We start from the raw sequence: 16356 nt of genomic DNA on the forward strand, positions 1-16356 counted from the left end.
ATATTGTGGGCAACAATAGCGCATCATTCGGCCTAGGTGGCGAGAACTACGAATTTCCCGTCATGCAGGGCACCGAAGGACCGGATGTCGTAGATATTCGGAAACTTTACGGGCAAACTGGTGCCTTCACCTACGATCCCGGCTTCAAATCAACGGCCAGCTGCGAATCAGAATTGACGTTTATCGATGGCGGTGAAGGGGTCTTACTGCATCGTGGTTATCCCATTGGCCAATTGGCTGAAAAAAGCAGCTTCATGGAAGTGGCTCACCTGCTCTTGCGCGGCGAGCTTCCAACCACAGATGAATATGCAGATTTCACGAACACGATCACGCGCCACACGATGCTGCATGATCAATTTTCAACTTTCTACAATGGCTTTCGCCGTGATGCCCACCCGATGGCGATCATGTGTGGTGTAGTAGGTGCTCTTTCTGCTTTCTATCATGACAGCACCGATATCAGCGATCCAGAACAACGGATGATTGCAAGCCACCGGCTGATCGCAAAAATGCCGACCATCGCGGCGATGGCGTATAAATATGCCGTCGGCCAACCCTTCATGCATCCCGATAACAGCCTGTCCTATACGGGTAATTTCCTGCGCATGACCTTTGGTGTTCCGGCTGAAGAATATGAAGTGAACCCGGTAATCGAAAAAGCAATGGACCGGATTTTCATCCTTCATGCTGATCACGAACAAAATGCTTCGACATCCACCGTGCGGCTAGCTGGTTCTTCTGGTGCCAATCCTTTTGCTTGCATTGCAGCCGGTATTGCATGTCTCTGGGGCCCCGCTCATGGTGGTGCCAACGAGGCGGCGCTCAATATGCTCCACGAAATCGGACATCCGGACCGTATTCCTGAATATATCGCCCGCGCCAAAGATAAAAATGATCCATTCCGCCTTATGGGCTTTGGTCATCGTGTATATAAGAATCACGATCCCCGCGCGACAGTCATGCAGAAAACCGTTCGCGAAGTGTTTGATGCACTGAAAGTGTCTGACCCAGTTTTCGAAGTTGCTCTGCAATTAGAAGAAATGGCGCTCAACGATCCTTATTTCATTGAGAAGAAGCTCTTCCCGAACGTAGACTTCTATTCTGGCATCATTCTCTCGGCTATCGGTTTCCCGACCTCCATGTTCACCGCACTCTTTGCGCTGGCACGGACAGTTGGCTGGGTTGCACAGTGGAACGAAATGATTTCTGATCCCGGTCAGGTCATCGGGCGTCCTCGTCAGCTTTACACCGGCCCAACACAGCGTGACTATGTGGAAATTGGCAACCGGTAGTCCCCGCAAATTATGAAATAGAAAAGGGAGCTTAACCGCTCCCTTTTTTTGTGCCTAAACGCTTCGCGAAGGAAGGCTGAGCTTGAAGGTGGAGCCTTTACCAACGGAGCTTTCTACTGTCAGGCTGCCATCCATGGCGTTGGCCAGACGGCGTGAAATGAACAAACCCAGTCCGCTTCCGCCATCGCCGGAACGCCCTAGTCTTTCAAATTTTTCAAATATGCGCTGCTGATCATCCTCCGCAATCCCATCACCTTGATCGCGCACAGTGACTGCAGAGAATTCGTCTTCTGATGCCACCTGTAACTTTATCACGGAACCGTCGGGCGAATAGCGGATCGCATTACCGATTAAGTTCACCAAAATTTGCAAAACCCTACGAAATTCGCCCTTTACCGGCATTTCGATGTCTTTTTCGGGCAGATCAATCCGGATTTGATGATCCGCAGCTTTGACTGCAAGCAACCCTGCAGCCCGATGGGAAAGGTCAACCAGATCAATATCATCAGCCGCAACCGAAAAACTTGTGCGCTGAATCGCCTCCAAATCAGACAGGTCATTGACCAGATCCATCAAATGGCGGCCAGCAGATGCGATATCTTTCGCATAGTCCGAGTAATCGCCGCGCAATGGACCTTCTAAACGGCCGCCGATTGTTTCAGCATTGGCGATAATCTTGCCCAATGGCTGGCGCAAAGCAGGGCCGAGCTGCGAACCGAACAGGGAATCACTGATAAGGTCCCCTTGGTCAAAGCCCGTTCCGGCCTCATTGCTATTTTCTTTTGCCGCCCGCTCTTCATCGAGTTCGAGTGAAAATCGATAGCCGGAGAAGAGCCCTTCGTTATCGATAAGCGGTTGGCCCGAAAGGGTATAGAAAGACTGCTTACCATGCCTCTGGCGGACATGCTGGCCGCGCACAGGCTGGCGCTCCGAGATGGACTCTACCAACACACTTTGCTTTGACGGCTCCACAAAGTCGAGAACATCCAAAAGGGAATGGCCAATATAATTTTCAACCGCGTCCAGATCACCCGGCAAAGCCAAGGCCATGATCCGCAAGGAAGCATCGGTACGGATGGCCCCTCGCCCGTTTAACCGGTCAAAGTCACGGCGACGGCCAAACTCTTCACGATTTGTCGAAGGCGCCGGCGATTCTTTCCAGTCGATAATACTGATCGCAATGGCACCGTCTTGCCCATCCCGGTGCAGCCGGATTTCCACCCACATGCTGATCAAATTTTCTTCATCGGCGGCTTGCACCGAACGCGACAGGTTCATGTCGAGCTGACGGCTCAATCGGCAAAGGTTCAAAAGCTGCGGAATGGCCAGCGGACCACCTTCATATCCACCACAATGCAAATGCAAACGCAGCAAGGGCGGATCGGCCGAGATCAGACGGCCATCGGCATCTAGTTGCCCACGCACGGGCTCGGCCAGATTACCAGACACAGTCATTAAGCAGGCAAGCCCGAAAGATGCGCATTCAAAAGGTCTTGCGCGTTCTGATAGAGCGTATTGGCGGACCAATCGGAAACGAGTGCCGTTGCTTTTTCTACATCAATTTCATCGTAGGAAGCACGAGTAAGCAATTGCCCTCCGCCGTCCAAAGCGCTGAAAATCGATAATGCATGGTCCAGCGGAAGCCTTATGGCGCGCATAGTCAAAACCAATCGCACCATATTGGGTTCAGCTGTAAACAATATTAACTGGTCGACGGATAGCCCGGAGCGCCGCGCCAGGCGGGCAAGAAACAAGTCCAGACCGTCATGCATCGGGTGCAGATTTTGCTCGCTTCCCTCCGCTTGATCAACAAGTTGCGCTAGTCTCTGCGCCCGACTCTGAGTCCCAATCCCTTCGTCATGCTGACCCAGCAATTTTTCCGTAGCCTTTTTGAGTTCCTGACCTTCATCGCCCGACAATTTTTGCAAGGCTGCGGTTATAGGCCATGCCAGTGCGAATAATATCTCCGCTGGCAAGTTGGTAATCTGAGCTTGAAGGGAACCAGACCCGACATTGTCCCGGCTCTGCGCAACCAGCAAAGCCATTGCGGCGTCGGCAATCGAGGCATCGTCATCGTCAAGATAGCGGGTTAAAACTGATTCAAGATCCGCTTGCGATATTTTCTGCAATAGGCGCGCACTCAGCTCCGCTCGTTGGACGGAAGTAAAAACATTATCGAGCACGGTTTTGCTGCCGAGCAGGCCTGCATTTTGGAGCAACGCATAGCTATGAACTCTGCCGCTATTTCCAATCTCGATAATGGTGTCCTGCTGCATACCAAAATCTTTGGTCGCGATCATGCAAATTTCAGTTTCGATTTCTTGAACGATCATGCGCAGATATTGGCGGCCATTGGACAGCATCCGATCAGTCAGAATAACGTCGGATTTCGGAAATAAAGCAGACGCGAGATCATCAGATATGTAAGCACTGGAAGTGCCTATCGCAGCAGCTTGCTGGACAAGTCCAATGCCTGGATTTCGATCCATTGAAAAATCTCGTTTGGCCATAGAGTTACCCCTAGGCTAATGTGGTTAATATCTGGCTAAGTGCAACATCCGCTATTTGATAGGATTTGAACGCGATTCTTTGACCATATGATCACGTTGCCCAACGATGAAAAACAGAAGACAGAACAGCGCAGAGAAATAGAGCCCTATCGAAAAAGCGCCCAAAGCTGTTGCCAGGAATAAAATAAGCAAAATCAATGGGGTATCAGGTATGATCACACTGATGCGGCTATTTTCCGATTGTGTGAAGATTAGCCACAGATTTCCGAACAGCAGAAGCAATATCGTTATATCTGCGAATAGTGAGTCAGCGCTCGCCTGACGGAAGACCGCAACTGTCAAGACAATAGCTGCGAGTAGACGGAAACACAGACCCATCAAATCGGTTTTGCGATCCTGCGAAGAAAGGATCGAAATCCGATCATGGAGAACATGCACAATAGATGCGACAAACAGCAGGCCAAGCGACAGAACCGGCCAACTCAGCAAACCCAACACAAGCGCAACCATAGCGGCACCTAAGCTGGCGAACCCGCTATAGGTTTTTGCGCTTGGCGATTTCCAAAGCAACGGGATGATCTTTCGCATAGGCGGCCAGATGAGGAACCGATCCAATAGATTTTGCTTGGGCAGCTCCATCCCACGCAGCTGCCTTGCGGCATAAGCTGTGCTCTCTTCAGCATGTAGTAGTTGCGGCACAGCGTCCGCCTGCATGTCTGCGTCAGAAACAAGCTCGCGTTTGCATTCCGCCTGTACTGCCGTCCGAAGCAATGCCGATCCGATATCCCAATCATCGGGAATTTCAGCTATTTCTGCCAAACGCTCGGCTTTCAAAAGTGCAATACCAAGCCATCTGTGGGTCAAGTCGATACGCTCAAAATTCTCATAATTATCAGCGTTGGAGACGACGTAGATCAGCTCATCAGATTGCCTAGATAACTTCTGTTCAATCGAACGATCGGGAAAAACTCCATCGCTAAGGAAGATCAAATCTTCGCCCTGCGACTTATAATCCTGCAAATCCTTGGCGTTACGAACAATGTCGACTTTGATGTCACTATTTTTCAACCCGTCAGCATATTGCAGGAGATCACCATATATTGTTGGGCTCAACAAAATAATCTTCTCTGCGCCCATTTGCCTAGCCGACTGCACCTGCCGTGACAGAATATTGCTGTTGAACAGAGGAAGCAGGCCAGCAGGCTTATTTCCCGCAGAATTCTCGGCTGATAATGAAATTAGTGCCAGTCTCAATGAAATATCCCAAATAGCTAGCCGAACGACTTAAGCTTCATATAGGATTTTCAGCAGTAGCATAAAAGCGATATCTGCTGGCAGTGTGTCACTGATATTCGGTCCAACTAGTCGCGATGATCTTCGATCGTCGCAATCGCTTGTTCAAGCCTTCTCAGCACTGTTGGCTCACCCGGGGCAGCCGTTGCCGCCTCCTCCGCCAATATAAGAACCTGCGTTGCTCCGAAACTGGCTGCCAGCCCTTTCAGGCGCCATGCGGCGTATTGCCAATTGGCATCACAACGTGCCCGATGCAGCAAATCAACTTGCCGTTTCGCGCTTTCCAAAAAGGCTGTGCGTAGCTCGGCGATAAGCGACTGATCGTCACCTACAGCTGCGGCCAATGCCGCGTCGAGCGCTCCGTAATCAAATGACATGAGGCTTTTCTAAGGTGCCATGGTTAACTTATAGTTTCTCCCGGCGACATTTAATGGTAAATGAGAATCATGACAGGTGGATCAAAAATTATCGGAATCAGGCGTGACCGGGGCACGGAGCCTCATATGGAGCATGTCGAAATTGACGAAACAGATGGCGACGAAGCCCTCGAGCTTAGCGATGAAGATCGCGAGAGTGTCGAGGAAATCGATGCAGATCAACAAGTTGATGAGCTCAGTGGCGATGATGACTGGAGCCACTATGCGGATGAGGATGTTGGCCCCTCTTCAAAAGCCCACTATATAGCCCCGACGCTATTGGGTTTTTCCATGGCGATTTGGACCGGCTTGTTCCTTTGGGTCTATCGCGACATTTTTACCACGGTTCCCTCCATGAAAGGCGGAATCGATCTCTTCTCGCAATATTGCATGCCTGTAGTGATGCTAACCATCTTGTATCTCCTCTACATGAGAAACAGCACGCGGGAGGCAAAACGCTTTGATGATGTCGGATCGTCTTTGCGCGCAGAATCCGAACAACTGGAATATCGCTTGAAGACAGTGAATAATGAACTGGCGATGGCGCGCGAGTTCCTTGCTGGTGAAACGAGAGAGTTGGAAACATTAGGCAGCCAGTCTTCTGAGAAATTGAACAGTGCGGCGAGCAACATCAAATCTGCTCTGAGCGATGGCTTGTCCAAAATGAAGAAATTGGATGATGTTGGCGGGGCGGCCTATAAGAATCTTGAACAGCTGCGTGAGCATCTACCTGTCGTGATAAACACCGCCAAAGATGTGACAAACCAAATCGGGAATTCAGGCCGATCTGCACAAGCTGAAATTGCCGCCATGGTCACCACGCTCAAGCGCGTGGGAGATGTGGGAACGGCTGCCAAGCAAAGTCTGGATGAACTGACTCAACGGTCCGAAGAATCGCTCGACAACCTTGCGACGACCGCCGATGACATCAAAAAGAAATTTATTGTCCAATTGGCTGAGGCTGAAACCGGCACCAATCGCATCGCAGGCGTTTTGAAAAATGCGTCCGCAGAAGTAATCGAAGCGCTCCACGAAACGCGCGCCGAACTGGCAACTGAGACTTCGGAAAGCTCACAGGCAATCAAGGCCGATCTCGCAGCATTGGAAGAGACAATGACCAGTGTCGGCAAGGCTGCGGATGATGAAGAGGCCCGCCTGAAAGAGTTGGTTGCGGAGCTCAATGAAAACATAGTCGAAATTTCCACTCAAGTGGAAACGCTCGACAATGAAAGCGGCGAGAAGACCGCCAAACTTGCCTTCGCCATGACGGCGCTTGAACAGAATAGCAGCGCACTCAAAAAATCCATTGAAGAAGGCCATGGCACTGCTGATGGCATGATTGAGCGGATTGAACAGCTGATGGTGGCGCTTGATAGCAGTGCCCGTGAGCTTGATGAAACGCTACCTGCGGCCTTTGAGCGAATGAATGCGAAAACAGAAGATAGTTTTGCCTCATTCAGCCGGATGTCCGAAGAAGCATCGAAAGTCGGTACAGTAACCGAAGAGGTCACGGCGAAAATTGAAAAATCAGATGAAGCCATTGAAGAGCAGCGTGCGAAGCTCGCGAAGCTTAGTCATGATGGAAATATTGCAACCGATAATGTTCTTGGGAAAATCGAAGGTCTAGCAAAAGAATTACAGGAAGTTCGTGATCAAAATGAAGCTTTGGCCGAAAGCGCCGGAGAAAAACTCATTAGCGCCCTGCTTCGCGTGAAAGAAACTGCGCGACAGGCATCGGAACATTCTCGCGAAGCACTGGAAAACTCGATATCCGGCTCTGCCGAAGCATTTGAGAAAGTAAGCGAGGAAGCGCTGAACAAGATCATCGACGAGAAGATCACGTCGATTGCGCCCAAGCTCGAAAAGGCCGTCTCCAATGCCGTGGCCACGACAGAGTCGACAGCAGGACACCTGACCAATCAGCTCAACACTATTGAAGAAATGACGGTCAAGCTCGAACAGCGGATATTGTTCGCCAAAGAAAAGGCCGAGCAGAGCAGCGAAGAGAATTTCACGCGCCGTGTTGCATCGCTTACGGAATCGCTAAACTCTACAGCAATCGATGTGACCAAGCTGCTGTCGAATGAGGTAACGGACACCGAATGGGCCGCTTATCTCAAAGGGGACCGCGGTATATTTACGCGCCGCGCCGTGCGCTTGCTGGATGCCGGTGAAGTCCGGGAGATACTGTCAGAATATGACAGCAATTCCGAGTTCCGTGAACATGTGAACCGCTACATCCATGATTTCGAAACCATGCTTCGCGGCGTACTTGCGACCCGCGATGGCAGTGCGGTCAGCGTTACCTTGCTGTCATCGGACATCGGTAAGCTCTACGTCGCATTGGCACAGGCAATTGAGCGCCTTCGCAGTTAACTGGACCGGCTAACTATAGCCCCATACGTTCGATACTTCCGAAAAAGTCGATATCTTCGACGGTGATCCATTGGTTGGTATAGTTGAAATAAAATAGCACAAACGCGAATGTTGCGAGCAACGTCGTGTACAATAAGACCCTGCCCGGCTTGAAATTTGTCGGAGCGCCATCGGCTTGTCCCCTGACCATTTCAGCACCTGTTTCCGCATAGCTGCGTATCCCAAAGGGCAGAATGATGAAGGCAGAAATCACCCAAAACAGAACATATATGGCAATTACAGATGTCCATTCCATAAGGTTAGGCCTCGACCACCAACACCGCGACAATGGGCTTCTTCCCGGTCCATTCGGTCGCGCTGCGCCGAACCATCAATCGAACTTCTTCCGAAAAACGATCAATATCGCCAATTGGCTTCTTAAATGTCTTGGCAATTTTATCACAAATCTCATCCAGGAAATCTTCTTCATCTTCTTCCAAAGGAACACCTGATAGCCGAAGCAACGGTTGACCCGAAATTTTGCCCTTGGCATTCAGCCCTATCGCCACAGAAATCATACCATTATAGGCGATTTTCCGTCGCTCGTTAAGCGTCTTGCCATCCGCAGGAATGATAACATCGCCATCAACGACCAGTCGCCCGGTTCGTTCTTGACGCAGGATTTTCGGTCCATCGGGAGCCAAGCGAACAACATCACCATTTTGCTGGAATATCGTTTGGGGGACACCCTGCTCATCGGCAAAGCGCGCTTGTTCCTTCATATGCCGAACTTCACCATGGACCGGCACCAATATCTCCGGACGGATCCATTTATACATTTCGGCCAATTCTGGACGGCCAGGATGACCCGACACATGGATATGCTCCTGCCGATCGGTAATCATAACGACACCTTTGGCGGCCAGCTGATTCTGAATGCGGCCAATGGCAATTTCATTACCGGGTATCTGTTTGGAGGAGAACAAGACGTGGTCTCCTTCCGTCAATTTAATCTTGTGCGTATCGCCCGCAATACGGCCGAGTGCAGCCCGCGCTTCGCCCTGCCCGCCTGTCGCGATAATCATGATCTCGTCGCGCGGGATATTCATTGCATCATCGAAACTAACGGTAGGAGGAAAGTCTTTCAGGTAACCATTTTCACGCGAGTTTTCGATCATGCGATCAAGTGATCGCCCAGCAACGCATAACTGCCGTCCGGAATGTTTCGCCACTTCACCAAGAGTTTGAAGCCGTGCCGCGTTAGAGGCAAATGTCGTCACCAAAACTCGATTATCGAGATTTTCAACGACACGCATCAAGTTACGATACACATCCCCTTCGGACCCGGATGGAGCATCGTTAAAGACGTTTGTAGAATCGCAAACCATCGCCAATATGCCTTCATCACCAACGGCGCTGAACTGCTCCGGCGTTGACGGCACCCCCAGCATGGGTTCATCATCCAACTTCCAGTCGCCGGTATGAAATATCTTACCATAAGGCGTATCGATCAGAAGCGCATTGCCTTCTGCAATGCTGTGCGCAATCGGCAAATAACGGAATCCAAAAGGTCCAAGGTCGAAACTGCCTTCATTTGGAATGATGTTCAGTTCTACGTCATTTTCCAGGCCCGCTTCTTCCAGCTTGCGCCGTATCAAACCCGCCGTAAAAGGTGTCGCATAAAGCGGGACATCCAGTTCACCAGCGAAATAGGGAATCGCCCCAATATGATCTTCATGACCATGAGTCAGAACTATCCCCAGTAGGTTCTTCGACTGTTTTTCAATAAATTCCAGATCGGGCAAAATCAGGTCAATACCAGGATAGCCCGGATCGGAAAACGTCATGCCCAAGTCCACCATGACCCATTTGCCATCGCAACCATAAAGATTGACGTTCATGCCAATCTCCGCTGACCCGCCAAGAGCCAGGAAGAGAAGTTCGTTTTTTGGTTTTATCATTAGGTGTTGGTTGCTCTCTGGTAGAGGATTAACAGTCCGCGCAAGGTAAGGTCGGACTCAAGATGATCAAATACGTCCGTATGTTCATCAAATAGCACGGAAAGACCGCCCGTCGCTATGACTTTGGTAGGGCGCCCTATTTGCACTTTCGTGCGCTGCACCAGCCCCTCGATCATTCCGACATAGCCCCAGAAGATACCGATCAGCATCTGACTCTCTGTCGTGCGTCCAATGACATTGTCATCGTCTGGCGCTTCCAACGCAATGCGCGGCAATTGTGCTGTTTTACCGACCAAAGCATCAAGCGACAGGTTTATACCGGGCGCAATCACACCCCCTTTATAAGCACCGTCATAATCTGCGACATCAAAAGTCGTGGCCGTGCCAAAGTCGATAATCACGATATCCTGCTTATAGGTCTCATGCGCAGCGATGATGTTGAGCACCCGGTCAGCTCCAACCGTATCCGGTTGTGCCACATCCAGCGCAACGCCCCACTCTGCATCTCCGCGTCCGGCGACAAGCGGCGTTACACCGAAATATTTCTCAGACAAAACAGTCAGATTGTGCAGCGCCCGCGGGACCACCGTGCCAATAATCACCGCATCGACGGCATCTAAACCCAAATCATTCAGTTCCAGCAACTGTCGCAGCCAAACGACATACTCATCAGCAGTTCGGCGAGGATCCGTGGCAATCCGCCAACGGGCCTTGATTTCAGAGCCATCGAAAAGTGCAAACACGACATTGGTATTACCGGCATCTATAGCGAGCAGCATTATTGACCCTTTCTTCTATCCGACATTTACGTCGCCGGCATGTATATCGATAAGCGTTCCATCATGCTTTCTCAAGCGCAGTGCACCGTCACTAGAAAGACCGGCATATTCGCCCTCCAAGGGCTGCCCATTGGCATCACTGGTCGATAAGCGCGTTCCGAGCGGGTGTGCCCGTTTCTGCCAAGCATCCAATATACTCGTCAAACCCGATTGCCGCCATTCGACAAGCGTTTCGGCGAAATACCCCGCGAGCGATTCCAGTAATGATCCTGGCGCTAATGCAGGGTCACTTCCTTCGTTATGCAGGCTCGTCACAATACGGCCGTCCAATTCTGGAGCCACAGAGACATTCACTCCAATGCCAACAACGACAGCGTCGCCAGCGCGTTCCAGTAAAATACCGCAAATCTTCAAGCCAGAAACCAAAATATCATTCGGCCATTTCAACCAAAAATCGTCGTGGGGGAGATGCGTGCCAATCGCTTTATGTACGGCCAATGCAGCGACAAAAGACAAACTTGATGGAGCCGGGTCGTCGCGGCGGCAGCGCACCAACGTGCTGCAATAAAGATTGCCTTCTGGGCTTTCCCATTTGCGGCCCAATCGGCCAATACCTCCGCTCTGTTTTTCAGCCCGGAGCCAAAGCCCCTCATCGGCACCGCCAAGGGCGCGCGTTTTCATGTCCGCATTAGTTGATGCGGTCTGAGCTATAGTCTCGATATTGAAGGTCAGAATAAAGCCTGAGCCGCGGTCGCTGTTACAGGCGCCAGAACCGGAATGGCCAGATAACCGAGCGGTGAAACCGCCAAGGCCATCAGCGCTATCAAACCATTTTCAGTCTTGTGACCTGTCTGAACAATCTCGCCGGACGGATCATCGAAATAGATGATTTTGACGACTTTGATATAATAGAAAGCGCCAATAACCGATGCAGCAATACCGATCACCGCCAGCGGCAACATGCCCGCAGCGACAGCGGCATCAAAGACTAGAAACTTGCCCCAGAAACCGAATAGCGGCGGAATACCTGCCAGCGAGAACATGAACACAGCGAAAGCCGCTGCCAGGCCTGGACGCGTTTGTGAAAGACCGGCCAAGCTTGATAGTGATTCAAGTTGTTTTCCATCGGCATCCCGCATTTCCATAACGCAAATGAAGCTTCCCAGTGTCATGGCAACATAGATCACAAGATAGAAAAGCATGGCGGAAATGCCCTGCGCTGTGCCGGCAGCTAAGCCGATTAACAGAAAACCGACATTGTTAATCGAACTGAAGGCAAGCAACCGTTTGATATTTTGCTGACCAATGGCTGCAACCGCGCCAAGAACAATCGAAGCCAGTGCCACAAAGACGATAATCTGCTGCCACGTTGAAGTCTGGCCACCAAAGGCGTCGATAATCACCCGCACGGTGAGCGCGATGGCAGCCACTTTTGGCGCACTTGCGAAAAAGGCAGTAACCGGTGTTGGAGCGCCTTCATAAACATCCGGCGTCCACATATGGAAAGGCACAGCGCTGATCTTAAACGCCAAACCGGCAAGCACCAGCACTACTCCGATTAACGGGCCGGTAGAAAGCTTACCCGTCAAAGTATCGCCAATGACCGAGAAGCTGGTTGAGCCCGCGAAGCCATAGACAAGCGAAATTCCGAATAACAGCATCCCGCTGGCCAAAGCGCCCAGAACAAAATATTTCAATCCGGCTTCGGATGACCGCACATCATTGCGGATGAAGCTCGCCATTACATAAGCGGACAGGCTGTTAAGCTCTAGCCCGATATAGAGCGTCATCATGTCGACAGCCGATACCATCATGCCCATACCGATGGTAGCAAATAAGATCAGCACCGGATATTCCGGGCGATAAGCGCCGCTATCCTTGAAAAAGCGCGGAGCCACAATCAACGATATAATCGCCGCGAAATAGATCAGCAGTTTCGCGAAACTGCCGAAGCCATCCATACGATAGAGGCCGTAAAATGCATCTCCGCCAAATTCAAAGGAAGGGTTCGTCAGAAATTCCAACGCATAGGCGGACGCACCAAACAGAGCCGCCACAGAGAGGATCGTAACCAACCGCGCCGATTTGACGCCGCCAAAAGCCGCGACCAGCAGCAAAATCAGACTACTTACCGTCAGGATGATCTCGGGCAGCGTAAATATCAGTGAAAGTCTATAGTCCATTAGTGCGACTCCCCATGACCAGCTTCTGTTTCATGGGTCGTTCCGGCTTTTGCTTGCCCCATTTTCAAATGTGCATCCCCCTCTGGCGCGGCGCGGTCAATTCGGGCGACGAGCGCTCCGACATCCCCACGGATCGGTGCCAGGAAGCTTTCCGGATAGACACCCATCCACATCACTGCCGCCGCAATAGGTGCCAACAGTGCCATTTCACGGGCAGAAAGATCAGGCATGGCTTTGACATCTTCATGCACCAGCTCGCCAAAAGCGACCCGGCGATAGAGGTATAACATGTAACCCGCGCCCAATATTATTCCGGTCGTCGCGACCAGCGTGACCCAGCTATTCACCTTGTAGAGACCTACAAGCGAGAGAAACTCACCCACAAAACCGCTGGTTCCCGGCAAACCGATGGAAGCCATTGTGAACAGCATGAACAGGACTGCATATTTCGGCATGTTGATCGAAAGCCCACCATAACGATCTATTTCTCTTGTATGCAGGCGATCATATATCACCCCAACACAAAGGAAGAGCGCGCCCGATACCAGACCGTGGCTCAGCATAACAATGATCGCACCTTCGATGCCTTGACGGTTAAAGGCGAATAGCCCCAGCGTCACAATAGCCATATGGGCGACAGATGAATAGGCGATCAGCTTCTTCATATCCTGCTGCACCAGCGCAACCAACGACGTATAAATTACTGCAACCATCGACAGGCCAAAGATCAGCCAGATAAATTGCTCGGAAGCTTCAGGGAACATCGGGATCGAGAAACGCAGGAAGCCATAGCCGCCCATTTTCAGCAACACGCCCGCCAATATCACGGAACCGGCAGTTGGTGCCTGAACGTGTGCATCAGGGAGCCATGTATGAACCGGCCACATCGGCATTTTGACCGCGAAGCTGGCGAAGAACGCTAGCCAGAGCCAAGTCTGGGCCTCGGGCGCAAAATCATAGTTTAGCAAGGTTGGGATATCGCTGGTTCCAGCATCCTGAACCATCCACAGCATAGCGATCAGCATCACAACGGAACCGAGCAATGTGTAGAGGAAGAATTTGTAACTCGCGTAGATCCGGTTTGCACCGCCCCAGATACCGATGATCAGATACATCGGGATCAGGCCAGCCTCGAACAGGATGTAGAACAGGAATATATCCTGCGCGGCAAACACGCCGATCATCAGCACTTCCATGAATAGGAAAGCCGCCATATACTCACCGACGCGGTCCTTGATCGACTCCCAGCTGGCGCCGATACAGATCGGCATCAGGAACACGGTGAGCATGATCAGCATCATGGAAATACCGTCTATGCCCAGGGCCCAGGCAAAGTTGCCGAACATTTCCACCCGTTCAACATACTGCCATTGCGGACCGCCAATATCGTAATTGGCCCAAAGAACGACACCAAGAGCGAACAGTACCAGCGTCGTAACAAGCGCCAATAGCCGTGCGGCCTGTGCGTTTAGGAAAAGACAAATGATCGCGGCCAGCATCGGCAGACCCATCATCAGCGACAGGATTGGGAAATCAAGCTGGTTCATCAGTTCGCTCCCCGCACAATAAGCCACGTCACTGCAGCCGCCAATCCCAGCAGCATGACAAGCGCATAGCTATAGAGATATCCGGTTTGGAATTTCTTCGCGATACCTGCACCGCTAGCGACAACCGCTGCGACGCCATTAGGACCAAAGCGATCAATCGTGCCTTCATCGCCCGTTTTCCAAAACAGCCGGCCAAACCAGAAAGCAGGACGGACAAAGATGAGGTCATACAACTCGTCAAAATACCATTTGTTGAAGAAGAAATTATAGACCGGCTGGAAGGTCGCAGCGAGACGCGCTGGACGATCTTTCCCGCGGAAATACATCAAAAATGCGGTTGTCAGACCGATCAGCATGGCAAAGGTCGAAGACAGTTTAACAGCGTAGGGAACCTCGTGAATCGCATGCATTAACCCGCGATCAAACGCCAAACTTCCAGCCCAGAACCGATATCCGTCCGTCGCGTCAATAAAGCTATAGTGGAAAATATAACCCGCTGCGATGGCGCCTAGAGAAAGGACACCCAGAGGAATTAACATCGAAAGTGGGCTTTCATGAGGATGGTAACCACCGGTTGAATCTTCGGCCGTTTCCGGCGTCTTATGCACACTATGTTGAATATGCTCAGACTGAATCCAGCGCGGCGTGCCCCAGAAGGTCAAGAACATCAGCCGCCAGCTATAGAAGCTTGTCAGCAATGCCGCGAGCACGCCGATAGCAAAGGCGAACTGACCAGTGCTGGTACCACTTGCATATGCCGCTTCAATAATTGCATCTTTTGAGAAAAAGCCAGCAAAGCCCAATGCCGGGATAGCACCAATATGAATAATACCGACACCCGTAATCGCCAGCGTCCCTGCCATCATAGCCCAGAAGGTCAGTGGAATTTCTTTCCGCAAGCCGCCATAATAGCGCATGTCCTGCTCGTGATGCATCGCGTGGATCACCGAGCCGGCACCAAGGAACAAAAGCGCCTTGAAGAAAGCGTGGGTGAACAGATGGAACATCGCTGCGCTATAGGCTCCCACGCCAGCGGCAAAGAACATATAGCCGAGCTGTGAGCAGGTGGAATAAGCAATCACGCGCTTGATATCGGTTTGGACAAGACCGACCGTTGCCGCAAAAATCGCGGTAGAGGCACCGACCACGGTAACGACCGCCAGAGCCACTTCGCTTGTTTCAAACATGGGCGACAGGCGGCAAACCATGAAGACACCCGCAGTAACCATCGTCGCTGCGTGGATCAGCGCAGAAACAGGTGTCGGCCCTTCCATCGCGTCCGGTAGCCAGGTGTGCAGACCCAATTGCGCAGACTTGCCCATTGCGCCGACAAACAACAGAAGACAAAGGATTGTCATTGTATCAAGCCGCATACCGGCAAAGGTAATTGTCGATCCCGCCATCGCCGGTGCAGCTTCCAGAATTTCGGGAATGGATACCGTTCCGAAAACCAGGAAGGTTCCGAAAATGCCTAGCATGAAGCCGAGGTCACCAACGCGGTTGACGACAAAGGCTTTAATCGCCGCCGCGCTTGCGCTCGGTTTCTTGAACCAGAAACCGATCAGCAGATAGGATGCAAGGCCAACCCCTTCCCAACCGAAGAACATCTGGACCAGATTATCGGCCGTCACCAGCATCAACATGGCGAAGGTAAACAACGACAAATAAGCGAAAAACCTGGGTTGATCGGGATCTTCATCCATATAGCCCCAGCTATAAAGGTGGACTAAGGCCGAAACCGTTGTGACCACAACCAGCATCACAGCGGTTAGTGCATCGACCCGCAATGCCCATTCAAAATTCAAATCGCCCGACTGCACCCATGTCAGTACCGGTACCACCTCGGCCGCCCGCGCGAGCATGATATAGTCGATAAAGACCGGCCAGCTCAGCGCACAAGAAACGAATAAAGCCCCGGTTGTAACGAATTTTGCCGGGACATTGCCAATCATGCGATTGCCAAAGCCTGCGACTATTGCTGCCAGCAAGGGCAGGAAAACGATAAGCTGGATCGTCAAGT

At 51.4% G+C, this 16356-nt stretch carries 13 protein-coding genes; 2 read left to right on the forward strand and 11 right to left on the reverse strand.

Annotation, left to right across the window (positions count from 1 at the left end; translation table 11 throughout):
- Positions 1–5 precede the first annotated feature (5 nt).
- Positions 6–1292, forward strand: a complete 1287-nt coding sequence (locus ABJM21_RS08790; protein WP_348301513.1) for a citrate synthase — start codon at positions 6–8, stop codon at positions 1290–1292.
- Between the two features lie 54 nt (positions 1293–1346).
- On the opposite strand, the gene ABJM21_RS08795 is transcribed toward ABJM21_RS08790, so the two are convergent.
- From ABJM21_RS08795 to ABJM21_RS08810, 4 genes are all read right to left on the reverse strand, one after another.
- On the reverse strand, positions 1347–2747 hold the full coding sequence (locus ABJM21_RS08795) for a HAMP domain-containing sensor histidine kinase (protein ID WP_348301512.1): 1401 nt from the start codon (positions 2745–2747) through the stop codon (positions 1347–1349).
- The gene (locus ABJM21_RS08800) at positions 2747–3802 is read right to left on the reverse strand and encodes a hypothetical protein (RefSeq protein ID WP_348301511.1); all 1056 of its coding nucleotides are present in this window, start codon (positions 3800–3802) and stop codon (positions 2747–2749) included. Before ABJM21_RS08800 ends, ABJM21_RS08795 begins: the two co-directional genes overlap by 1 nt.
- Before the next feature lie 51 nt (positions 3803–3853).
- Positions 3854–5056: a hypothetical protein gene (locus ABJM21_RS08805; protein WP_348301510.1), complete on the reverse strand. Its 1203-nt coding sequence runs from the start codon at positions 5054–5056 to the stop codon at positions 3854–3856.
- A gap of 107 nt (positions 5057–5163) precedes the next feature.
- On the reverse strand, positions 5164–5472 hold the full coding sequence (locus ABJM21_RS08810) for an Hpt domain-containing protein (protein WP_348301509.1): 309 nt from the start codon (positions 5470–5472) through the stop codon (positions 5164–5166).
- 126 nt (positions 5473–5598) lie between these two features.
- On the opposite strand from ABJM21_RS08810, the gene ABJM21_RS08815 reads away from it, so the two are divergent.
- Positions 5599–7887: a hypothetical protein gene (locus tag ABJM21_RS08815; protein ID WP_348372053.1), complete on the forward strand. Its 2289-nt coding sequence runs from the start codon at positions 5599–5601 to the stop codon at positions 7885–7887.
- A 13-nt stretch (positions 7888–7900) separates the two neighbouring features.
- Here ABJM21_RS08815 and ABJM21_RS08820 read toward each other — a convergent pair whose 3' ends face one another.
- The 7 genes from ABJM21_RS08820 to nuoL are packed head-to-tail and all read right to left on the reverse strand — an operon-like array spanning position 7901 to position 16354.
- Positions 7901–8182 (reverse strand): DUF1467 family protein, encoded by a 282-nt coding sequence (locus tag ABJM21_RS08820; protein ID WP_348301507.1) that lies wholly within the window; start codon positions 8180–8182, stop codon positions 7901–7903.
- 4 nt (positions 8183–8186) lie between these two features.
- Positions 8187–9824: a ribonuclease J gene (locus ABJM21_RS08825; RefSeq protein ID WP_348301693.1), complete on the reverse strand. Its 1638-nt coding sequence runs from the start codon at positions 9822–9824 to the stop codon at positions 8187–8189.
- A 2-nt stretch (positions 9825–9826) separates the two neighbouring features.
- Positions 9827–10606: a type III pantothenate kinase gene (locus ABJM21_RS08830; RefSeq protein WP_348301506.1), complete on the reverse strand. Its 780-nt coding sequence runs from the start codon at positions 10604–10606 to the stop codon at positions 9827–9829.
- 15 nt (positions 10607–10621) lie between these two features.
- Positions 10622–11341: a biotin--[acetyl-CoA-carboxylase] ligase gene (locus tag ABJM21_RS08835; protein WP_348372826.1), complete on the reverse strand. Its 720-nt coding sequence runs from the start codon at positions 11339–11341 to the stop codon at positions 10622–10624.
- Positions 11335–12789 carry an NADH-quinone oxidoreductase subunit NuoN gene (nuoN, locus tag ABJM21_RS08840; RefSeq protein ID WP_348301505.1) on the reverse strand — a complete coding sequence of 485 codons (1455 nt, stop codon included), beginning with the start codon at positions 12787–12789 and terminating at the stop codon, positions 11335–11337. The genes ABJM21_RS08835 and nuoN overlap by 7 nt, the downstream gene beginning before the upstream one ends.
- On the reverse strand, positions 12789–14336 hold the full coding sequence (locus tag ABJM21_RS08845) for an NADH-quinone oxidoreductase subunit M (protein ID WP_348301504.1): 1548 nt from the start codon (positions 14334–14336) through the stop codon (positions 12789–12791). Before ABJM21_RS08845 ends, nuoN begins: the two co-directional genes overlap by 1 nt.
- Entirely contained in the window at positions 14336–16354 is a 2019-nt protein-coding gene (gene nuoL, locus ABJM21_RS08850; protein WP_348301503.1) for an NADH-quinone oxidoreductase subunit L, read from the reverse strand. Before nuoL ends, ABJM21_RS08845 begins: the two co-directional genes overlap by 1 nt.
- Positions 16355–16356: the final 2 nt, after the last annotated feature.

Source organism: Parasphingorhabdus sp., from assembly GCF_039977335.1.
In the GTDB taxonomy this organism is placed as follows: domain Bacteria; phylum Pseudomonadota; class Alphaproteobacteria; order Sphingomonadales; family Sphingomonadaceae; genus Parasphingorhabdus.